This is a genomic window from Kitasatospora sp. NPDC001539 (assembly GCF_040298565.1).
GTDB lineage: Bacteria > Actinomycetota > Actinomycetes > Streptomycetales > Streptomycetaceae > Kitasatospora.
The window spans coordinates 1-20231 of record NZ_JBEPAK010000065.1 but is presented as its reverse complement, the minus strand read 5'-3'; the positions used below and the strand labels follow the sequence as shown (position 1 = coordinate 20231).

18 protein-coding genes and 1 pseudogene are annotated in these 20231 nt (G+C 72.6%); 7 read left to right on the top strand and 12 right to left on the bottom strand.

The window, feature by feature from the left end; translation table 11 throughout:
• Positions 1 to 148 precede the first annotated feature (148 nt).
• Positions 149 to 487 carry a hypothetical protein gene (locus ABT247_RS13355; RefSeq protein WP_350742120.1) on the bottom strand — a complete coding sequence of 113 codons (339 nt, stop codon included), beginning with the start codon at positions 485 to 487 and terminating at the stop codon, positions 149 to 151.
• 407 nt (positions 488 to 894) lie between these two features.
• On the opposite strand from ABT247_RS13355, the gene ABT247_RS13350 reads away from it, so the two are divergent.
• Positions 895 to 2271, top strand: a complete 1377-nt coding sequence (locus ABT247_RS13350) for an erythromycin esterase family protein (protein ID WP_350742118.1) — start codon at positions 895 to 897, stop codon at positions 2269 to 2271.
• 192 nt (positions 2272 to 2463) lie between these two features.
• Here ABT247_RS13350 and ABT247_RS13345 read toward each other — a convergent pair whose 3' ends face one another.
• The 3 genes from ABT247_RS13345 to ABT247_RS13335 all read right to left on the bottom strand — a co-directional run bounded on the left by ABT247_RS13345 (position 2464) and on the right by ABT247_RS13335 (position 5694).
• A complete protein-coding gene (locus ABT247_RS13345; protein ID WP_350742116.1) occupies positions 2464 to 3633 on the bottom strand; it encodes an ARPP-2 domain-containing protein in 1170 nt (389 codons plus the stop codon).
• Positions 3630 to 5078 (bottom strand): hypothetical protein, encoded by a 1449-nt coding sequence (locus tag ABT247_RS13340; protein WP_350742114.1) that lies wholly within the window; start codon positions 5076 to 5078, stop codon positions 3630 to 3632. Before ABT247_RS13340 ends, ABT247_RS13345 begins: the two co-directional genes overlap by 4 nt.
• A 439-nt stretch (positions 5079 to 5517) precedes the next feature.
• Positions 5518 to 5694: a hypothetical protein gene (locus ABT247_RS13335; RefSeq protein ID WP_350742112.1), complete on the bottom strand. Its 177-nt coding sequence runs from the start codon at positions 5692 to 5694 to the stop codon at positions 5518 to 5520.
• 351 nt (positions 5695 to 6045) lie between these two features.
• On the opposite strand from ABT247_RS13335, the gene ABT247_RS13330 reads away from it, so the two are divergent.
• The gene (locus ABT247_RS13330; RefSeq protein WP_350742110.1) at positions 6046 to 6663 is read left to right on the top strand and encodes a dihydrofolate reductase family protein; all 618 of its coding nucleotides are present in this window, start codon (positions 6046 to 6048) and stop codon (positions 6661 to 6663) included.
• Positions 6664 to 6793: 130 nt separating this feature from the next.
• On the opposite strand, the gene ABT247_RS13325 is transcribed toward ABT247_RS13330, so the two are convergent.
• Complete coding sequence (locus tag ABT247_RS13325; protein WP_350742108.1) at positions 6794 to 7741, bottom strand: AraC family transcriptional regulator; 948 nt, start codon at positions 7739 to 7741, stop codon at positions 6794 to 6796.
• Between the two features lie 145 nt (positions 7742 to 7886).
• Here ABT247_RS13325 and ABT247_RS13320 point away from each other — a divergent pair, with 145 nt between their 5' ends.
• The gene (locus ABT247_RS13320; protein ID WP_350742106.1) at positions 7887 to 8603 is read left to right on the top strand and encodes an SDR family oxidoreductase; all 717 of its coding nucleotides are present in this window, start codon (positions 7887 to 7889) and stop codon (positions 8601 to 8603) included.
• Positions 8604 to 8929: 326 nt separating this feature from the next.
• Here the strand turns inward: ABT247_RS13320 and ABT247_RS13315 are convergent, their stop codons facing one another.
• The 3 genes from ABT247_RS13315 to ABT247_RS13305 all read right to left on the bottom strand — a co-directional run bounded on the left by ABT247_RS13315 (position 8930) and on the right by ABT247_RS13305 (position 11424).
• Positions 8930 to 9478 (bottom strand): GNAT family N-acetyltransferase, encoded by a 549-nt coding sequence (locus tag ABT247_RS13315; protein WP_350742104.1) that lies wholly within the window; start codon positions 9476 to 9478, stop codon positions 8930 to 8932.
• 354 nt (positions 9479 to 9832) lie between these two features.
• Entirely contained in the window at positions 9833 to 10558 is a 726-nt protein-coding gene (locus tag ABT247_RS13310) for a response regulator (protein WP_350742102.1), read from the bottom strand.
• Between the two features lie 23 nt (positions 10559 to 10581).
• Positions 10582 to 11424 carry a sensor histidine kinase gene (locus tag ABT247_RS13305; RefSeq protein WP_350742100.1) on the bottom strand — a complete coding sequence of 281 codons (843 nt, stop codon included), beginning with the start codon at positions 11422 to 11424 and terminating at the stop codon, positions 10582 to 10584.
• Positions 11425 to 11541: 117 nt separating this feature from the next.
• Between ABT247_RS13305 and ABT247_RS13300 the strand changes: the two genes are divergently transcribed.
• Together ABT247_RS13300 and ABT247_RS13295 are read left to right on the top strand one after the other, a co-directional pair.
• Complete coding sequence (locus ABT247_RS13300) at positions 11542 to 12267, top strand: ABC transporter ATP-binding protein (protein ID WP_350742098.1); 726 nt, start codon at positions 11542 to 11544, stop codon at positions 12265 to 12267.
• Positions 12264 to 14573, top strand: a complete 2310-nt coding sequence (locus tag ABT247_RS13295; RefSeq protein WP_350742096.1) for an FtsX-like permease family protein — start codon at positions 12264 to 12266, stop codon at positions 14571 to 14573. Before ABT247_RS13300 ends, ABT247_RS13295 begins: the two co-directional genes overlap by 4 nt.
• Positions 14574 to 14907: 334 nt before the next feature.
• Here the strand turns inward: ABT247_RS13295 and ABT247_RS13290 are convergent, their stop codons facing one another.
• The gene (locus ABT247_RS13290; protein WP_350742094.1) at positions 14908 to 15399 is read right to left on the bottom strand and encodes a hypothetical protein; all 492 of its coding nucleotides are present in this window, start codon (positions 15397 to 15399) and stop codon (positions 14908 to 14910) included.
• Positions 15400 to 15443: 44 nt separating this feature from the next.
• On the bottom strand, positions 15444 to 15767 hold the full coding sequence (locus ABT247_RS13285) for a hypothetical protein (protein ID WP_350742092.1): 324 nt from the start codon (positions 15765 to 15767) through the stop codon (positions 15444 to 15446).
• A 117-nt stretch (positions 15768 to 15884) separates the two neighbouring features.
• Between ABT247_RS13285 and ABT247_RS13280 the strand changes: the two genes are divergently transcribed.
• Together ABT247_RS13280 and ABT247_RS13275 are read left to right on the top strand one after the other, a co-directional pair.
• On the top strand, positions 15885 to 17429 hold the full coding sequence (locus ABT247_RS13280; protein ID WP_350742090.1) for an SMI1/KNR4 family protein: 1545 nt from the start codon (positions 15885 to 15887) through the stop codon (positions 17427 to 17429).
• Positions 17430 to 17778: 349 nt separating this feature from the next.
• Positions 17779 to 17874 (top strand): annotated as a pseudogene (locus tag ABT247_RS13275) (IS21-like element helper ATPase IstB); the annotation flags it as partial.
• A gap of 456 nt (positions 17875 to 18330) precedes the next feature.
• On the opposite strand, the gene ABT247_RS13270 reads toward ABT247_RS13275, so the two are convergent.
• Together ABT247_RS13270 and ABT247_RS13265 are read right to left on the bottom strand one after the other, a co-directional pair.
• Positions 18331 to 18996 carry a hypothetical protein gene (locus tag ABT247_RS13270; RefSeq protein WP_350742088.1) on the bottom strand — a complete coding sequence of 222 codons (666 nt, stop codon included), beginning with the start codon at positions 18994 to 18996 and terminating at the stop codon, positions 18331 to 18333.
• A 9-nt stretch (positions 18997 to 19005) separates the two neighbouring features.
• Positions 19006 to 19182 carry a hypothetical protein gene (locus ABT247_RS13265; RefSeq protein ID WP_350742085.1) on the bottom strand — a complete coding sequence of 59 codons (177 nt, stop codon included), beginning with the start codon at positions 19180 to 19182 and terminating at the stop codon, positions 19006 to 19008.
• Positions 19183 to 20231: the final 1049 nt, after the last annotated feature.

Here is a 20231-nt window from a genome sequence, read left to right as displayed (position 1 = left end):
GAGCAGTGGGAAGGCCGGCTCCCAGCTGGAACTGACCTGATACCCGGACCGGCCATCAGTACGGATACCCAATCGCTGCGCCCCGGGCGGTGGGGTGCCAGGCCTTCGTCCGGCCGGCCTGCGGCTCCGGTGACCGGTCGGCCCGCCCCTATCCCCAGAGCGGTACGCCGATCGCCGACAGCACGGCCAACAGCAGACACGCACCGGCGAGCGCCGCTATCGCATACACGCAGCCGAGTCCGCCCTGCGCTTGCTCGACCGACTCGGGCCGCCGCTCCGGAAGTGGTTCCGGCGCCGGCAGCGGCTGGGACAGGTGCTCCCTGAGGTGCTCCTCGGAGCAGTAGCTGAGGTAGAGGGTCCGCGCGCCGCTTCGGACGATCTCGACGTCGATCGTGGCCTCGTGGTCCGTGAGCTCGGCACAGAAATCACATGGCAGCTGCGAGCAGCAGTCGCCCAGCTCGTCCTCGGTCAGCGGTCTACCCAGCATGCGCTGATCGTTTCACGGCCGCAGCGGCAGTCTCTCGCACCCCTGAACCGGGCCTTCACCTCTCCCGAGGGCGGCCGGGCCGCACTGGAGCGGTCGCCTCGCACCGCCCGGTCCGCGCCCGGCCCCGGGCCCGGCCCCGGCCCCGGCCGAGACGGTCGTCTCCCCGCTGCTCCGGGTCCTCGACGACGGTCGTGGCCGCCGACACCGTGGTGCCCGTTGCCCGCGCGGGGTAACGGTCGGCGGGCCGACGGTGGCCGGGGGGACGACCGCCGAATCCGGTCGGGGGTTACCCCCCGGTGAAGACGGCGGTCCGCCCCAGCGCGCCGCGGGCGTCGCCCCGATGAAGATCGACTCACCGAAACGCCGCAGGCAGCGGGGTTCCGTCGAGTCGAGGAGTGATCACAACGATGGCAGGCACCAAGGGGATCGGGCGGCGCGGACTGCTGACGGCGGTGGTGGCCGCCACGGCCGCACTGGTCCCGGTGGCGGCGGTCGCCGCGCCGGCGACGCCCAGGGCGACCACCGCGGCCGCGGACCAGGGCGCGTCGCAGCGTTCCGCCGTGGTGCGCGCACTGGATGGCATGGCCCAGCCGTTGCGGACGACCGAACCGGGCGGCCGCACCACCGACCTGCGCGCCCTGGGCGCGATGATCGGTGACGCCAAGGTGGTCGGCCTGGGCGAGGCCACCCACGGTTCGCACGAGTTCTTCGCGATGAAGCAGCGGCTGTTCCGCTACCTCGTCGAGGAGAAGGGCTTCACCGCCTTCGCCCTGGAGACGAGCTGGAGCAGCGGCCTGCAGATCGACGCGTACGTCCAGGGCGGCCCCGGCGACGCGCGGCAGGTCGTCAAGGACGCCCTGGGTGGAAGCCCCTGGGACCGCGAGGAGTTCGCCGACCTGATCGCCTGGATGCGGGAGTACAACCGGAGCCACCCGAAGAACCCTGTCCACTTCGTGGGCGACGACCTCGGCCTGCCGAGGCTCGGCGACCCGATCTTCGAACAGGTCACCTCGTACGTGCGCCAGGCCCGTCCCGACGTCCTCCCTCAGCTCGACGGCCTCTACGCCGGCCTGCGGCCGCTCGACGACGTCATCGCCTACCTGAAGAAGCCGCTTGCCGAGCGGCGGGACAACGCCACCAAGGCGCAGCAGGCGCTCGACCTGGTCACCGCGAGCGGCGCCGGCTCCTCCGACGACGCCCACGCCTGGGCGGTGCAGCACGCCCGGAACATCGCGGACACCTTCGCCTTCGCGACCCTGGACATGTCCGACCGGGCCTCGGTCTCCGCCGCGGAGCAACTGCGCGACCGGGCGATGGCGGACAACACCGCGTGGTGGCAGCGCCACAAGGGCGGCAAGGTGCTGCTGTCCGCGCACAACGGACACGTCGGCTACCTGGCCACCGACACCTTCCTGTACCCGAACCCGCAGGGCGCGCGGCTGCGCGACGCCTACGGTCGCGACTACGCGGCGATCGGCTTCACCTTCGACAGCGGCTCCTTCCTCACCAACGACGCGGTCCTGACGGACGATTGGAAGCCCGTCACGGTGCCGACGGCCACACCGGACATGAACGAGTACACCCTCGACCGGGTCCGCTACCGGGACTACTACGTCGATCTGCGCACCGCCCCTCAGGTGGCCCGCGACTGGCTGGACACCTCGCGCCCCACCTACGAGGCGGGCTCTGTCTACGTCAGCGACCCGAAACCGCAGCTCGCGCTCGGTCGGGCCTACGACGTCCTGATCCACCTCCACCACGTCACTTCCGCACGGAAGTTGTGACCCCACGTTGTGACCCCACGCTGTGACCCACGCTGTGACCCCACGTTGAGCCCCACGTTGTGACCCCAAGGACCACCCGGGGGGGCGCCCACCGGCGGGATCCGTCGGCCCCGCCGTCGTCCTCGCCCCCCGGTGCCCGTCCGCCCCCTACCCTGGGGCTCGGGGACGCCCACCCGGGCGTCCCGGGGACGATCAGCGGGAGAGCCCGTGACCGGCACCCCCGCCGCGGCGGGCCCGGCTGCGGTAGTGGTCGAGGACGTCCTGGCGGAGGAGGTGGCCGAAGCCGGCGTTCGCCAGGCGCAGGCCCAGGGCGGCCTCGGTCAGGCCGAGGGCGGTGGCGGCCGCGGGCAGGTGCCAGTCGTGGGCGGCGAGGCGGTCCAGCAGGTGGCCGCGGCGGACCTGGGCCTCGGAGAGGCGGAAGGTCTTCAGGTAGAGCACCCGGCCGTCGGCGTCGGTGATGGTCTCGCCGAGGTGGTTCTCCTGCTTGGGGCGGAAGTCGGGCAGGAAGCGGCCGAGGGTGAACCGGCCCATCCGGTGGACGGTCCGCAGCCGGTACTCCGCGGTGAGGAGGTCGCGGGCCATGGCGGTGTCGTGGAACGCGGCCCACTCGCGGTCGGCGCGGCCGGCGGCGGCGCGCAGGTCGGCGAGGGTGCGGATCCCGGAACCGCCCAGGTCCGCGCGGAAGTCGGGGACGGGGGCGGACAGCAACGCGTAGTGGTGGACGAGTTCGCCGTACAGGTCGAGCAGCAGGCTCGGGTGCAGGGCGCGGTAGTCGTCGGGGTGGGGCACGACGAAGGCGGCGGCGAGCACGTCCGCGGTGTACAGCAGGACGCCGCACTGGCCGGGATGGATCTCGAACACCCGGAGCGCGTCGGCGAGTCCGCGGACCCGGGTGCCTGCGTACGCCTCCTCCTCGCGCGGGGACAGGCCCCGGCGCAGCGCCTGCGCGGACCAGTGCTCCCAGGCGATGGTGGGGCCGCCGAAGTGGAGGGCCAGGTAGCCCTCCAGGGCGAGGTGGAGCGGGAGGAAGCGCAGCCGGTCGGTGCCGAGGCGCTTGGCGAGCCGCAGGCGGGGCAGCCGCATCCGCTCGGGTGGCGGGTCGCCGAGCTGGGTGCCGTAGGCGGCGGCCGGGCTGCCGTCACCGGTCCAGTGGGCGACGAAGCCGTGCGGGACGTACGAGGTGTAGTGGATGTCGCGGTGGATCCGGACGGAGCCGTACTCGCCCTCGTACAGCTGCTGGTGCAGGCGCAGGTCGGTGACGGGTTCGGCGCGCAGCAGCGGGACGAGGCGGATGCCGCCCCAGACCTGGGCGGGGCCGGTGGTGAGGCCGGTGAGGTCGAGGCGGGCGCGGGGGTCGTTCACCGGGTGTCCTCGGGCGGTGCGGGGGCGAGGAAGCGGGCGGTGCGGGCGGCGAGGTGGGCGGTGAGCTCGTCGAGGTCGGTCCGGCCGTCGGCGAAGCGGGCGAACTCGACCAGGGCGGGCAGGTCCTCGGCGTCGCGCAGGCCGGCCGTGGGCACGGTCGGGGCGAGCCGGCGGACGTCGAAGCCGTCGGCGTCGTAGACCGGGTTGAGGTGGACGACCGAGGTGCGGCGGTCCGGATCGAGGCGGGTGCGCCAGACCCGCAGGACCTCGGCGGCGAGCCCGGGCGGGGCGTTGTCCCAGCCGTCGGAGACGATGATCAGCCGCGCCGGGGCGGTGTCCAGGGCATCGATGATCCGGTGGCCGAGCGGGGTGGCGCCGTGCGGCCGGGCCAGCAGGGCGTCGGTGCGGCCGGAGGTCCACAGCGGGGTGTAGCGCTCGGCGAGCGCTTCGAGCAGGTAGTGGCAGGCCAGGGCGACCGCGAGCGGGCGGCGGCGCTTGGTGCCGGAACCGGCCGCCGAGTAGCTGTCGTCGAGGACGGCGGCGACGGCGCCCCAGGTGCCGGCCTCGGAGCCGGCGGTGCGGCGTGCGGCGGCGCGCAGGGCGGCGGTGAGCTCGGCGCGGCGTTCGGCGCGCTGTGCGGGCGGCAGGGCGAGCACGTAGAGGGCGAGCCGGGTGAGCGGCATCCGGCCGAGGTCGGTGCGGTCGCTGCGGACGGCGTCGGCGCCGAGCCGCTGCGCGTTCTCCTGGAGGCGCAGGCGCTCGAGGCGGGTGAGGTTGGGCGCGATCTTCGCCAGGAAGTCGGCGCGCGGGATGCGGTGGCTGCGGGCGAAGCCCTCGGCAACGGTGTAGGGCAGCTCGTAGAGCGCGGCCTTGGTGTAGTGAGCGCGCTGCCAGCTGTCGAGCAGCGGGGTCGTGTAGCGGCCGCGCGGGCCGGCGCCGAACAGGAACTCGCCCAGTTCCGGTGCGGCGGGCGGGAGATGGGCGTGGCGCAGGGCGCGCTTGAGGGCGCCGCGGTACTTCACGGCGTCGAGCGCGGCATCGGGGCGGGCGGCCAGCCAGTCGCGCAGGACGGCGCGGGTGCGGCGGTTGTTCACACGGGCCCGGCGCAGGGCGTCGAAGAGCCGGTAGACCCGCTGCGGAGGCAGGAGTTGCAGGCGGCGGGCGATCAGCCGGCCCTCGGTGCGGCGCTGCTCCGGGGTGGCGTCGGCGGCGGTCTCCAGCAGCCGGCGGACGATCAGCGCGGCGTTGTGGTCGTTGATGTCGAGGGCGAGCGCGGCGGCGTACGGCTCGCGGTAGTTGCCGAGCACGTACTCGTGCAGGAAGTCCAGCGAGAACTGCTGCTCGCCCGCGGAGGAGTGGAACTCGCGCTGGCCGGTGGCGGTGATCGCGGCGTTGACGAAGAGCAGGACGTCCTCGGCGGCGATGAGGTCGGCGTAGCCCTCCATGCGGCTTCCTCCGGTCGGCGAACAGGGGTGCCGGCCGGGGAATGGGGGCGCGAGCTGCGAATCATTGCGTTAGAGGCACGTTCCGGACGTCGCACCGGAGTCCCGCGGCCGGCCCGCCGACCGTAACAGAGTGCCCCCGGTGGCTGTCGCCCGGATTTCGCCCGGAGGCGCCGGCCGGGGAACGGCGGCGCGAGCTGGGAACCCCTGCGTCAGAGGCACGTTCCGGACGTCGCACCGGAGCCCCGCGGCCGGCCCGGCCGAACCCTGCGGAGGCTGGGCCGCTCCCTTCGGATCACCGTTCTCACCAGCCGGAGACGACGGCGAGGCGGATGGTGGCGGCTCGTCGTTGCCGGACGCCGGGCCTTCTGCGTCACTTCTCCATTCGCCGATGCGGCCTTCGACGGTGGTGCGCTGCCACCCGCGAACCGCGAGCAGGGCGTCAGTCGCGCCTGGTCGGTCGGATCGCGGCGTAGACGACCAACGTCAGGATCACGGTGGTGAACACGATCAGGAACTTCCGGAAGCCCTCGGAACTGGTGGGCAGCCAGCCCTGCATGAGGCCGATCAGCAGTACGACGTCGAGCACCACCGCGAGCGCGTAGCCGGGACGCTTCATCTGTTCCTCTCCCTCCCCGGAATTCCGTTCGCACCCTAGCCGTTCCGCGCGGCCGAGGAGAGGGGAACGGTGGAACGCCGACCCGGGAGTGGAGCCGTCTGAAGGGGAGCGGGGAAGGCCGGGGTTGTGGCCGCGGTCCGGGACCGCCGTCCAGGGGAGGCTGCGGGGCCGGCCTTCTCCTGGGGTACCTGGCCTGTGACGGGCACCGGGACGGGTTGCCGTCGACGTCGGATCGGGAGTCTTTCGTGACAGCGAAGTCGGACCGTCGCAGGCCAGTTCCCGGGAGCGGCTTCCCGTACGACAGCTCACAGCACGCTAATTTTGGGGCACGCCACAACAGAGGAGCGCCCCGTGGGCAAGGTAGTCATGTACGCCTCGGTGTCGGCTGACGGCTTCATCGCGGACGAGGACGACCAACCCGGACCGCTGTTCGACTGGTTGGCCAGCGGTGACGTCCCGTTGGACGGGAGCGGCGCGCTGAAGGTGTCGCAGCCGTCCTACGACTACATCCGGCCGTACTGGGACCAGATCGGGGTGACGATCGTCGGCCGCCACGTCTTCGACATGACGGACGGCTGGGACGGGAAGCCTCCGAGCGGGATCGCCCACGTGGTCGTCGTGACGCACCGGCCGGCGCCCGAAGGCTGGGACCCCGAGGCGCCGTTCCACTTCGTCGACGGCGTCGAGGCCGCCGTGGCCAAGGCGCAGGAACTCGCGGGCGACCGCACGGTCGAGGTCGCCGCCGGCGACGTCGGTGGCCAGGTGCTTGCCGCGGGCCTGATCGACGAGGTGCGCATGGACGTCGTACCCGTCGTGTTCGGTTCCGGCAAGCGCTACTTCGGGTCGGTCCACGCGCAGCACCTGTTGGAGGATCCTGACACGGTGATCCAGGGCAACCGGGTGCTCCACCTGCGCTACCGGGTGCCCCGTCGACCGATCTGGGCGGGTACGCGACGTAGCCCCAGGTGAACGGTGGCGCCAGAGCGGGCCTCCGGCCGCGGATCCGCCTGGCGGTCCACCACATCGAGGCCGCCACGGGGCCGGGTCCGCAGCGACCGCCGTTTCCCGAGCCGCTGCGGTGATGTCCTGGTCCGCGCCGTCACTGGTATCCGCCTGGTTCGCCGTCTGCCGTCCTGACCTGCTTGCGGTAGGCCCCCGGCGGCGATCCGAAGTGTCGTTTGAAAGCCTTGGCGAAGGCGAACTCCGATGTGTACCCCGTGTGCTGCGCGATCGTGCTCAGCGGGACCGGTGATCGGTGCAGCAGCCGCGCCGCGGTGGCCATCCGCCAGTTGGTCAGGTAGGTCAACGGCGGCTCGCCGACCACCGAGGCGAAGCGGCGGGCGAACGCCGCGCGGGACAGCCCGGCGCGGGTGCCCAGGGACTCCACCGTCCAGGGGTGGCCGGGATCGTCGTGGATCGCCTTCAGAGCCGGGGCGACTGCCGGGTCGGTCAGCGCGGCCGCCCAACCCCGGGTCCGCTCCTTCGGTAGTTCGGCGTACCACGACCGGAGGATGTACAGCAGCAGCAGATCGATGAGCGCCGTGACGACCGCGTCCGAGCCGGGCTGCGGCGCGTGGAACTCGGCGCACAGCTGATCGACCGCCGAGCGCAGCACCGGGTGGCGGCCGGGAACCGCGGGGAGGTGGATGACCTCCGGCAGATCGCTGAACAGCGGGTGCGGGCGCTCGACGTCGATCGCGTACGCGCCGCACACCAGTACCGTGTGCGGCCCCGGTCCGTCCACGGTGACCTGGCCGATCGGCGAGGAACGGTCCACGCGGTCCGGTACGAAGTCCACCGGATCGCGGCCCGGCACGTCGCACAGGGTGTGTCCGCTGCCGCGCTGCAGGAACACGATGTCGCCGGGTCCGAGCGCGAGCGGTTGGCCGTGCGGTGGCAGCAGGTGGCAGTGGCCTTCCACGACCACGTGGAATCCGGCTCCTGAGATGGGTTGGAACGTCAGGGCCCACGGGGCGTGCGCGTCGGTGCGAGTCACCATCGGACGTCCCGTGCGCAGGACTTCGAGGGTGTTGCTCAGGATGTCCATGAAGCCACCCTAGTGCCTGCTCGGCAAGACGATATGACAGGAAATCGAGATCTTCAGTCATTCACCGTCTCGATGCGGAGGCGTACGTTTCTTGCCACGGCAGTCGCCGAACCCCGCACTGCATCCACGAAGAAACGGAACAGCCATGTCTCTGACCGGCAAGAAGATCGTGATCATCGGAGGGACCTCCGGCATCGGCTTCGCGGTCGCCCAGCAGGCCTCGGCGGCCGGCGCGCACGTCGTGGTCGCCTCCAGCAATCAGGACCGCGTGGACGCCGCGACGAAGCGGCTGGGCGAGCCGGCCGAAGGCCGCCGCCTGGACGTCGCCGACGGCAACGCCATCGCCGCGTTCTTCGCGCAGGTCGGGGACTTCGACCACCTCGTCTACACAGCGGGCGAATCCCTGCTGATGAAGCCGTTGGCCGACACCACCCCGCAGGAGGCCAGGGCAGTCTTCGAGCGCCGGTTCTGGGGCGCGTTCCTCTCCGCCAAGTACGCCGCACCGCGACTGCGCGACGGCGGCTCGATCACCTTCAGCTCCGGCGTCCTCGCGATCCGCCCGCTGTCCGGGACCGCGCTGACGGCAGGCATCACCGGCGGCATCGAGGCCCTGTCCCGAGCACTCGCCGTCGAACTCGCCCCGCTGCGCGTCAACGTTGTCCAGCCCGGAGTGATCCGTACCGAGCCGTGGGACGGCAGTGTCCCGGACCCTGAGGCGTTCCTCCAGGGCGCCGGGTCCGAGCTGCTCACCCGGCGGGTCGGCACCGCCGAGGAAGCCGCAGCGGCTTATCTCTTCGTCCTGTCCAACGCCTACGTCACCGGCACCACGGTCGCGGTGGACGGCGGCGCCGCACTGGTGTGACAAAGACCGGACAGCGGCCCGGCGGGCTCCCTCGCCGGGCCGCTTGTCCTTTGTCGTTGCGGCGTCCGGACCCGCTCGGGGGTTCGGGCCCGGTCCGTTGCCCTCCGGAGCGCCGGTGCCAGCCGTCCGTCGGCGGCGCGCCTGGCGGCCGCGAGAGGCTGACCGGTGCCGCCGGGGCCGGGCAGGTGCGGGCGCAGGGACCGGTGACCTCCGCCCGCTGCCGGCCACCCGTCGTCCTGCCGCTGCGCGGTCGTCCTGCGGTCGTCCCGACCGCCGCCCCGCCTCCCGGTACGGCGGCGCCCGGGTCGGTCAGCGGTTCGGCTGGCTCAGCGGGCCGGCTCGGTCGGGGACCAGACGCCGAACCACTGCTCGGCGTCGAACTCCTCGAACCGTTCCACCTCGGTGAACCCCAGCTTCACGGCCAGGCGCACCGAGCGGTCGTTGGCGGCTTGGGTGCACAGCACCACCGGCTCTGCGGGCAGCGCCCCGGCGAACCAGCGCAGCGCCGCTGTGCATGCCTCGGCTGCGTATCCCTGCCCCCACGCTGTCGGCAGGAACGCGTAGCTGAGCTCGGCGTCGCCGTCCCTCAGGCGGACACGGCCGGGCCGTGCCGGATCGCGCCGGTCGAACGTCACCAGGCCGATCATCTGCCCGCCGTGGTCGACGACGAAGGTACCGGGACGCCGCCCCGGTACGTCGGGAAGCGTGCGTTCGACGTCCTCGCGGGGTCGCGGACCACCGAGGTAGGCGCGCACCTGAGAGGAGGTCAGCAGCTCGACGTAGGCCGTCCGGTCCCGGGCCTCGGATTCGCGCAGTACGAGCCGAGGTGTCCGGAGCGGAGCGGACGGCCACGCGACAGATCCGAGCTCAGTCATGCCGGCCAACCTACCGGGCTGAGGCCCAGGCGTCGCTGGAGGCCCGCCTGCCCGGCCAACGCCACACTGCGTCCGTGCTGGACCTGCCAGGGCGGCGAGCGGCGGGAATGAGGGCTCGAAGCTGGAGCTGCGGGAGATGGCCCGGCCGAGGCGGCCGCGCTGCGGGCCGAAGCGGCGGCCGGTGCCGCGAATGGTCATCAGTGCTTGCGGTGGCGGAGCGCCGCCAGACCGTCCGCCGCCCGCCCGCCCGTCGCCGCCCGCCCGCCCGTCGCCGCCCGCCCGCCCGTGCCGGGCGCGTCGCCCCCCCGCCGCAGCGCCACGCGAGCGCGGCGACGCGACGTCGAGGGCTGCGGATCAGGAGAGTTGGGCACTCCGGCTCCGCGGCTCCCCGCGCCCCCGTCCCGGGCCGCCCGGTGTGACCAGCCCGGTCTCGTACGCGAGGACGACGGCCTGGGCCCGGTCCCGGAGGTTCAACTTGGCGAAGATCCTGGCCACGTGGGTCTTCACCGTCGACTCGCTGAGCGTCAGCTCCTCCGCCAGCTCCGCGTTGGACAGCCCGCGCCCCAGCAGGGCGAGCACCTCCGCCTCGCGCGGCGTCAGTGGGGCGAGGTCGCGGTGCGGCGCCGGGCTGCCGGTGGAGGAGGGCCCCGGGGCGCCGGTCGCGAAACGCTCGACCAGGCGGCGCGTGATCGACGGCGCGAGCAGCGCGTCGCCGGTGTCCACCAGCCGTACGGCGGCGGCGAGGTGGGCCGACGTGACGTCCTTGAGCAGGAAGCCGCTGGCGCCGGCGGCGAGGGCCGCGTACACGTAGTGGTCCAGGTCGAAGGTGGTCAGCATGATCACCCGGCAGTGCGGGACCTGGGCGAGGATGCGGCGGGCGGCCTCCAGGCCGTCCATGGTGGGCATCCGGATGTCCAGCAGTGCGACGTCGGGCTGGTGCGTGACTGCCGCCGCGACCGCCTCGGCGCCGTCGGCGGCCTCGGCGACGACGTCGATACCGCGTGCGGTGAGGATCATCCGGAAGCCGGTGCGCACCAGCTCCTGGTCGTCCGCGATCACCACCCTGGGACGGCGCGGCACATCGCCCTTCGGAACCGCCCCCGTCACGGCCGGTCCAGCGGGATGCGCGCGCGGACCCGGTAGCCGCCGCCGAGCCGGCGCCGGGCGTCAAGGTCGCCGCCGTACACCGCGACCCGCTCGCGCAGGCCGACCAGCCCGCGCCCGGCCCCGTCGGCCGGCTGCCGTTCGGCCGCCGCGTCGCCGACGAGCACGCTCGGTCCGCTGTTCAGCACCTCCACCCGCAGGTAGTGGTCCGCGTACCGCACCGTCACCTCCGCCTTCACCCCGTCCCCGTGCTTGAGCGCGTTGGTCAGCGCCTCCTGGATGATCCGGTACGCCGTCACGTCGATGCCGGCGGGCAGCGGCTGCGGCTCGCCGGAGATCCGCACCTCCACCGGAAGGCCGGCGAAGGCGAACCGGTCGATCAGCGGGCTGAGCCTGCTCAGGCTCGGCTGCGGCGCGAAGTCGGCCTCCGCCGGCTCCTCACGCCCGTCCGCCGCCGGAGCCAGCAGGCCGAGCAGGTGCCGCAGTTCGGTCATCGCGTCCCGGCCGGCGGACTCGACGGCGGCCATCGCGGCGGCCGCCTCCTCCGGCATGGTGGTCAGCACCTCGCGGGCCGCCCCCGCCTGCACCACCATCAGGCTCACGTTGTGGCTGACGATGTCGTGCAGCTCGGCCGCGATCCTGGCCCGCTCGGCGTCGACGGCTGTGCGCGCCGCGCTCTCCCGTTCCCGCTCGAGCAGCCAGCCGCGCGCGCCGATGGCCGCCCGATAGGCCCGCCGCGCCCTGCCGAGCGCGACCCCCAACCAGCCGGCCGCTCCCGCCGCCACCAGGGCGGCGATCCACCCCGTCTCCGTTTCCCACACTCCGCCAGCTTTCCAGCTCACGCCTTGATCCACATCATCCGGGAGTGCCACCTGCGTACATCCCCGGTACGACGGCCCCGGACAGTTACACCCGGGGTGGGACGCCCCGCCGGGGCCGCTGCTCCTACCGTCGGTGCCATGAGCAATGATCACGGCGGAAGCACCCGCCAGGACGGCGCGCAGGTCGTCGTCGAGCTGTCCGCGGTCCACAAGGAGTTCGGGGACGCCAAGGCCCTGGACGGAATCGATCTGCGGATCCGGGCGGGCGAGGCGGTCGCCGTGATGGGCCCCTCGGGCTGCGGCAAGTCCACCCTGCTGAACATGGTCGCCGGCCTGGACCGGCCGACCTCCGGCACGGTCCGCGTACACGGCCAGGACCTCGGAAAGCTGAACGAGACCGGGCTGGCGCTGTTCCGCCGCCGCCACATCGGCATGATCTTCCAGTTCTTCAACCTCATCGACGACCTACCGGCCCTGGACAACGTGGCGCTGGCCGCCCAGCTGACCGGCACCTCGGCCCGCCAGGCGCGCCGCCGGGCACTCGAACTGCTCGACGAACTCGGTGTCGCCCACCGCAGGAACACCTACCCGGCCGCGCTGAGCGGCGGCGAACGCCAGCGCGTGGCCGTCGCCCGGGCGCTGATGAACCGCCCGGCGCTGCTGCTCGCGGACGAGCCCACCGGCGCCCTCGACAGCCGCTCCGGCGAGCAGGTGATGGACCTGCTGATCGACCTCAACCAGATCGGGCAGACCCTGCTGATCGTCACCCACGACCCGCACCTGGCCACCCGCTGCGCCAGTCGGTTGGTCGAGGTCGCGGACGGCCGGGTCGCCCGCGAGCGGTCCCTGGAGCACACGGCATGACCGGGGCGGTGTGGCGGGCCTCGCGCGCGGCCGTCAGACGGCGAAAGGTCCAGACGATCGTGATCGGACTGGTCGTCTTCTGCTCGACCACCACCATCCTGCTCGCGCTCGCCGTGATGAGCTCCGCCCGGGCTCCGTTCGACGCGGCCTTCGGCGCTCAGCGCGGCGCCCACGCGGTCGCGACCTTCGACGCCGCCAAGGCTCCGGCGGAGCACCTGGCCGCCGGCGCCCACCGGCCGGGCGTCGAGGCGGCCGCCGGGCCGTTCGCCCAGGTCACCCTGAACATCCCGACCGACTGGTTGGGCCACCCGCCCGGGTCGATCACCCTGGTGGGCCGGGCCGACCCGGCAGGCCCGGTGGACCGCGTGAAGCTGACGGCAGGACACTGGGCCACCGGGCCGGGCGAGGTCGTCGTCTCCATGGGCCGCGGCACCTTCGACAACCTGCTGGGCCGGACCATCGCGCCCACCGGCGCCCCGCCACTGACCGTGGTCGGCATCGCCAACAGCATGAGCAACTCGGCAGGCGGCTGGGTCACCCCCGAGCAGATGGCCGCCCTGCACCCCAGCGCCGAGCAGATGCTCTACCGCTTCACCGACGCCTCGACGGACGAGGCGCTGAAGGCAGGCCTGGCGAAGGCCACCGAAGGCCTCCCCGGGGACGCGCTGACCAGCGCCCAGTCCTACCTCAGCCTCAAGCAGGCGTTCTCCGCCTCGGCCGACGCCTACCTGCCGTTCATGTCGGTCTTCGGCGCGCTCGGCCTGGTGGTCGCGGTACTGATCGTCGGAAACGTGGTCAGCGGTGCGGTGGTGTCCGGCTACCGCCACATCGGCGTGCTCAAGGCGCTCGGCTTCACCCCCCGCCAGGTGGTCGCGGTCTACATCGCCATGGTCTCGGTACCCGCGATCGCCGGCGCCGTCCTCGGCACGGCCGCCGGCTGGGCGCTGGCCGGCCCGATCATCGACGTGGCCTTCAACGGGATCGACACCGGCACCGCCGCGCTCGCGCCCCCGGCCTGGCTGCCGGTCGCCTGCCTGGTCGCCGTGCCCCTGCTGGTCGCCCTCGCCGCGCTCCTGCCGGCCTCGCGCGCCCACCGGATCTCCGCGGCCGAGGCGATCACCGCCGGCAGCGCGCCGCGCACCGGGCGCGGCCTGCAGGTCCAACGCTGGCTCAGCGGCACGCGGCTGCCGCGCTCGGTCAGCCTCGGCCTCGGCCAGCCCTTCACCCGCCCCGCCAGGACGGCGCTCACCATGGCGTCCATCGTGCTGGGCGTGGTCACGGTGACCTTCGCCACCGGCCTGACCGGCACGCTGCTCGCCTCCATGCAGCCACCGGACGGGGACGACGGCCGCACCTTCGTCCACGTGCAGGTCGGCGCCGCCGACGCCCACCAGACCGTGTCGAAGCTGACCGACACCCAGATCGAGGCCGTACTGCGCGCCACGCCCGGATCCGACCAGGTGACCTCGCGGGCGTTCGAACGGGTCGGCCTGGTCGGCTACACCCAGCCGGTGTTCGCCGACTTCTACGGCGGCGACGCCCTCGAGCGGCCCCTGCACGTGGTCAAGGGGCGCCCGGCGACCGGCCCCGGCGAGGTGGTCGCCGGACCGGCGTTCCTCGACCAGCACGGACTCCAGCTCGGCGACCGGATCACCCTGGACGTCAGCGGCCGGCTCCTGCCCGCGACCATCGTCGGCGAGCCCCTCGAGGGCAACGCCCGAGCGGTGGCGTCCAACGCGGCGACGCTGGCCGCCACCGGAGTGCAACTGCACGTGGTCGAATACGTCGTGCGGCTCGCCCCCGGCGCGGACACCGACGCCTACGTCAAGGCCATCAAGGACACCGACCCCGGCCTCTACCCGAACGCGGTCACGCACGACATGAACGGCCCGATCACCTCGGTGATCACCTTCTCGACGATCTTCACCCTGCTGCTGTGCGTGGTCGCCGCCCTCGGCGTCTTCAACACCGTGCTGCTGAACACCCGCGAGCGCCGCCGGGACCTCGGCATGCTCAAATCCATCGGCATGACGCCGCGCCAGGTGGTCGCGATGACGGTGACCTCGGTCGCCGGGCTGGGTTTGGTCAGCGGGATCATCGGCGTCCCGCTCGGGATGGCCGCGCACCGGCTGATCGTCGAGAACATCACCATCCTGGCGTTCACGGACTCGATGATCAACGTGTGGCACACCCCGCTCCTGATCGCCGTCGCGCTGGCCGGCGTCCTCATCGCCGTCCTCGGCGCACTGCTCCCCGCCCGCACGGCGGCCCGGCTGCCGATCGCCGAGGTCCTCCACAACGAGTGACGCCCCGGGCTGAGCGGTAACCAGGGGCCGGGTGGCGGGCGGAGCGCCACCCGGCCCCGCCAGCGTGCGAAACCGCTGCACGGCCGGGCCACCCTGACGGGGGAACCTGCCCTGATCCACTCCGCTCCTGCGCCGTCATGCTCGCGGAGCGCCAAGGCGAGCGGCTCCCGGAACGGCTCGACACCGTCCGCCCGGGGGACCTGCCCAGCCTCCACACCCTCACCGCAGGCATCGACCGCGACCGCGCCGCCGACGCCGCAGGCCCCACCCTGCCCTGGGACTCCGGCGTCACCGATGGGTATGTCAACCGGATCATGCTGTGGAATCAGCGATGTCAAGCCGTGTGCTTGTGCATCACGTCGAGGTAGTGCCGATCGCGGTGCGGAACGTGGTGTTCCCGGCCAGGCAGGCTGAGGACAGCGCAGACCTCGGCTGGCTGAGTGAGGATGCTCGACTGCTCGCCGAATGTCAGGACAGGGTTGACCTCGTGGTGGCAACCGGCTGTGTTGAGGGCCGTGACCAGGTCCTCGCGGAGCACGGTGGCGTCGAATGACTCGGAATCGGGAAGGACGAGCGGCGGGAGTTTGGCGGTCGAACCAGGCCGAAGGTTGATCCAGATGCCGCTGACGGCCCGCTGCGTGACCACCAGTTGCAGTCCTTTCCAGGAGTAGGGGTAGCCGTCGATATCGGGCCCCTTCATGACGTGGGCGGGATGCGGGCGCCCCGGGCCGAGAAGGTCTTCAGCCTCGGTCAGGGGCATTCCGCAGTGAAGCGGGCCGATCCGGCCGGTTCGGGCGAAGTCGGCGAGCACGTTTATCAAGGTCACGGCAGTGACTGTGACACTTTCCTGGGCCCGTGCGCACTCCGATATCAGCGCGGTGCGGAGCCTGCTCGGCCCTGTCGGGCGTTGACGAGCGGCAGCAGGCGGGCTATCGCCGGCAGGTCCAGTTCGCCTGGTGCCGGGCCCGCTGGAGTGGGTGTGTCGGCGAGGCGGTCGAGTAGCCGGTCCAGGGCCGCCTCGTCGTCCTCGACGGCTGCCTGCTCGTCGTCGGTCAGTGGGATGGACACAGCCATCTTCTGCAAATTGCCTTTTGCTTCGAGGAGTCGGGATCGCGCGGATTCCTTTGAGGTGTAGAAGTCGCAGCGTGCGCAGGCCATGCGGTGCTGGCATTGCTCGAAGAAGGTGTAGCGCACGCCCGCCGACGCGGCTGATCGGAGGCGGCAGCAGCGGCTCGTCGCCACCGGCTGCCGGTCGCTCTGTCGCAGCCTGCTGACATGATCGGCCGAACAGTGCGGGCGAAAGGAACGGGTGTGGACCTGACAGTGGAACAGGCGGCGCGGCGAATCACGGCGGAGGTCGTCGCGCAGGCGCCGGAGGGCTGGACCGAATGCGTGCTGCGCGGGCACGGGAGCCGAGGGAGTGTCGGCCTGTCCGGCGGCGGGTACGTGGTGCCGAGCCGTCCGAACTCCTTCTTCCGGACGCCGTTCCCGCACCAGGGCCTCACCTCGCTGGTGTCCTGGTTCCGGGACAGCCGTGGCTGGGAGGGCATAGCCCTGGAGCTGACCTGCCGCCCGTCGGGAGCCTTCGAGCTGGTGGTGTTCCGGGATGCGCTGCGTCCCGGGGACGGCCCCGAGAGCGGTTGGACGCTGACCGTCGACCCCGACTTCGAGCTGTCCGAACCAGGCGCGGCCGACGGCTCAGAACCGTCCGAGCTGCGCCAAGCCGGGGACCCGGCGGAGGCCGTCGAGCGGCTGCGGGCCGTACTCCGCCAGCACGCCGAACGCTCCGGCGCGGTACCGGAGATGCCGGTGCCCGTCACCCATGAGCAGCTCGTCGCCGCCGAGCGCCACCTCGGCCGGCCACTGCCCGCGGACCTGCGGGCGCTCTACCTGGAGGCCGACGGGGACGGCGGCAGCGAGGCACTGGACGGATACTGTTGGCTGTCGCTCGACGCCGCGCTGGCCGCACGTGACGAGTACATCGGCGTCCCGACCTGGTTCGGCTGGGACCTCGACTGGAACAAGGTGGTCTTCGACGCCGACCCGCCGAACACGGTGCGCCGTTGCTCGGGACATCCGGGCTGGCTTCCGTTCGCCACCTGGTTCGACGGCAACTTCTTTGCCGTGGACCTCGCGCCGGCCGCCGACGGCCGCCCCGGCCAGGTGATCGAGGTCGGCCGGGACTTCAACCACGGCCCGCGCTACGTCGCCTCCTCCGTCACCGCCTGGCTCGGCCAGGCCCTGGGCCAGCCCGATCCGCACGCCCCGCAGCAGTCCGCGGACGACTCACGCCAGCTGGTGGCCTCGGCCCTGGACGAGCAGCTCGCGCCCGGCGTCCAGGCCATCCACCTCAACGACGCCCCGTCACCCGTCGACCTCGTCCCGCTCTCCGCCACCCCGCACCTGCGGCGCCTCCGACTCAACCGCTGCACCACCACAGACCTGACCCCCGTGGCAGCACTCCCCGTCGAGGACCTGGCCATCGACCTCGCCCCCGAGGCCGACCTCACCCCGCTCACCGGCCACCCGCACCTCGCCTCACTCGCCATCGGCTCCGAGACCCCGATCGACCTCACCCCGCTGCGCACCCTCCCCGCGCTGCGCTCCCTCGACCTGTCCCGTTGCTCCACCCCGGACCTGGCGTTGCTGGCCGATCTGCCCGGGCTGCGCTACCTCGCCCTCTCCGCCACCCAGTGGACGGCTTTGATCGCCGCCGACCGCCTCCCCGTCCACCTTGCCGCCGCTCGCCTGGCCGGAGCCCCGCCCCTCACCGCCGCCCTCGACCTGCTTGCTGCCCTCGGCGTGGATACCTCCACCGCCTACCGCCTCTCCGGGACCGTCGAAGAAGCCTTCTGACGCTGTGGCCATGTTGGTCCGCCAGGTCGGTGCTGGTGTGACCTCGGCCGGCTGGATGTCGTGAGGTGTCACCGGCGGCGAAGTCCAACCCGGGAGGGGCGGGATGGCAAGACCGTTCTGGCTTGCAGCTCGCCGCCTCAGCACGGAGCCGGGGTGCGAGGCGCACGGCGCGCAGGATCGTCGCCGCGCGCGTGGGCTCGACCGGCCCGGTGCCGTTCCCAGCCGGGGATCGCGGCCCACTGGCGGGCGGAGGGCATCACCCAAAGCTCGGGGCGCGGTCCGGGTGCCGGGGTGCCGTGGCGGCGGACGAGGTAGCGCATGCCGCGCCGGTCCTCGAGGACGGTAGCTCACCGACCCCCGCCTCTGCGCGGCCATCGTCGACCGCCTCACCTTCAACGGCACCATCATCGAGACCGGCACCGAATCCTACTACCTCGCCGGCACGCGGGCGCGGGAGGAACCAACGAAGGCTGGCTGGCTGCGGGCACCTGCGCGACGGTTCTCCGCTATTCGAGCGGAGAACCGTCACCGTCGAGATCTTCACCGACCGCGAGGGCTGCCTGCATCAACGAACCACGTCCGGGATGGTGAGGAGACTGCAGTCGAGGTGATCAGGAGGCCGCAGAGGCGACGAGGGCCCCGCCTGGCCGAGTACGCCGAGCGGGCCGCCTCCAGTCCCGCTGCGGCGGTCTCGCGGTCCCACCGGGACCGGCGCCGCCCGAAGCGAGTCAGCCGTCACGGCCCCGACTGAGCCGGTCGCGTGCTGGAGACGGCGGGGGGACACGGCGGACGGGTGAGTTCGCCGGGACGTGTCCCGCTCCGCTGCCCCTGCCGACCGCCTTGCAACCGGAGCGGAAGTTTCGGTTCCGGTAGCGCTTCGCCTGTGTGCAGGTCGCCGCGGTCAGGGGGCGGCACACAGCACATCGGTGAAGAGCTTGCGCCGGTCGAAGGCCCCGTTCTTGGCCCAGACCGTCCAGCCCGTCGCGGTCGGGGCCGAGGTGGTCAGCAGGACGTCGAGACCGCCGTCTCCGCCGCCGCTGATCGGCACCAGCCCGGCGGGGCACTCCGCGGTGGCGTTTCCCACCTCCCCGGGCGCCAGCTCGACGGTGGTGCCGAAACTCACTGTGGGCTGGGTGTCGGAGCAGACGGCGACGGACCGTTGGAACGACGCAGGCGCGTCCGGGCTGTAGTCGGTGTACTTCATGGACACCGTCCATGACCTGATGTTGTTGAAAGCCGAGACGCTGACAAAGGTCCGGTCGCCCCCCTCGAAGCCGCCGCCGACCACGAAGCGGGTGTTACTGCAGTTCGCTGCGGTGTACCCGGTCTCCCCGGGTTCGATCCCCGTCTCCTTCGCGGCCTCGTAGCTGAGGGTGCTGTCGGTCGAGCAGATCACCTTGGGGTGGACGGTCTGCACGTCGGGGCTGGCGTTGTAGGCCTGCAGCACCCAGCGGTTGCCCGCCGGGTCCGGGAGGGACTTGCGGAAGTAGACGGCGCTGCGCAGGTCGCTGTCGACCGATGCCCCGCCCCCGGTGGGCTTCGTTCCCTGGGGACAGTACGCGGCCACCGTCCGCTCCTAGCCCGGGTACAGGATGGCGGGGTGGCCCGGCTGCTGGCTGACGCCGCGGGTCGCCGGTGCCGGCCCGCCGTCCGCCCGCGCGTCCGGGGCGGTGAGCGCGCACGGCACGGAGAGGGGAAGGGCTGCGGCCAGGAACGTGCTGATCGTCCGTGCGATGCTGCGGGTGCGTGTCACTGCGGCCTCCTTGTGGCCTGGTCCTCGGTCGGGAGGTGAACGTTCCCCGTCCCGCGACCGGACGCTTCCGGGCGGACGGAGATCGCCCGGACGGAGCCCGGCAGGGGCGCCGCGCCGTCGAGCGCGATCGGCGCGCGGACGGCGACCTCGCCCCGTGCCCGGCCCGGACGATGGAGACCAGGGCGACGACGATCCGGCATGCCCGGGCGGCGAAGTCCTCGCGCGCGGGGGGACGACCCGCCCCCACCGGCCCGGGGGCGGATACGGAGGCAGGACGGTCGGAAGCCACGGATTCCCACTGCGGCTGGCAGTTCTGGTGCCCCGTACGCGATGGCCGTCAGCGAGACCGTGGTGGTCTTCGTGCGCGGCGGCACCGGGCCCGGCGCGGCGGGCGGGATCGGAACGGTCGCGGACTGGTCGACCGAGGTCGAGTTCACTTGCCCGGCGGCCGCCGGAGGGTGCGCCGGGACGGAGTGTGGCAGGCTCCGTTCCCTCGGCATCGCGCGCTGTTCCGCGTCAAGGGCGAGAAACAGAAGGTCCACCAGGAGCTGATGGACTCCCTGGTCTGCATCGACTGCGGCGACGTCCCCGAGGAGGAGAGCACCAGGGAGTTCGGCCGCCAGGGACAGGTTGAGTGGAGTCGGCGGCCCCTGGCGGCCGCGGGCGGCGGGCCCGGAGATTAGTGAACCGTGTTTCGTCCAGAGGCGGCAGCTGGCCGCAGGCGGCCAGCGACGGCGTCGGATAAGTGTCCGGCGGCAGGTCGGGACGCTTGGCGGGCAAGGAGATCACCCGGGCCGCCACGATGTCCTCGACGTCTACGTCGTACCCGGCTGGCGCCGTGGTCTGCATGATCACGATGGGCGGCGGGCCGCCGACCGCCGCGACCGCCTTGCGGGCCTCAATCGCCCCAGGCCTGCGGAGGTGGCTTCGGCGTCCAAAGCCGCGTTCATGCCGTTAGAAGCGATTCCCAAACCGGGGGACATGGCTGCCGCTCGAACTTCCGTGCGCATCAGCCTCGTTCAGGTGATCAGTTCGCGGCCGGCGCATAG

Coding starts and splice junctions, on each gene's coding strand:
- ABT247_RS13295 (WP_350742096.1), top strand. CDS start 12,264: ATGACCGGGGCGGTGTGGCGGGCCTCGCGCGCGGCCGTCAGACGGCGA.
- ABT247_RS13355 (WP_350742120.1), bottom strand. CDS start 487: ATGCTGGGTAGACCGCTGACCGAGGACGAGCTGGGCGACTGCTGCTCG.
- ABT247_RS13350 (WP_350742118.1), top strand. CDS start 895: ATGGCAGGCACCAAGGGGATCGGGCGGCGCGGACTGCTGACGGCGGTG.
- ABT247_RS13340 (WP_350742114.1), bottom strand. CDS start 5,078: ATGGAGGGCTACGCCGACCTCATCGCCGCCGAGGACGTCCTGCTCTTC.
- ABT247_RS13335 (WP_350742112.1), bottom strand. CDS start 5,694: ATGAAGCGTCCCGGCTACGCGCTCGCGGTGGTGCTCGACGTCGTACTG.
- ABT247_RS13325 (WP_350742108.1), bottom strand. CDS start 7,741: ATGGACATCCTGAGCAACACCCTCGAAGTCCTGCGCACGGGACGTCCG.
- ABT247_RS13300 (WP_350742098.1), top strand. CDS start 11,542: ATGAGCAATGATCACGGCGGAAGCACCCGCCAGGACGGCGCGCAGGTC.
- ABT247_RS13320 (WP_350742106.1), top strand. CDS start 7,887: ATGTCTCTGACCGGCAAGAAGATCGTGATCATCGGAGGGACCTCCGGC.
- ABT247_RS13315 (WP_350742104.1), bottom strand. CDS start 9,478: ATGACTGAGCTCGGATCTGTCGCGTGGCCGTCCGCTCCGCTCCGGACA.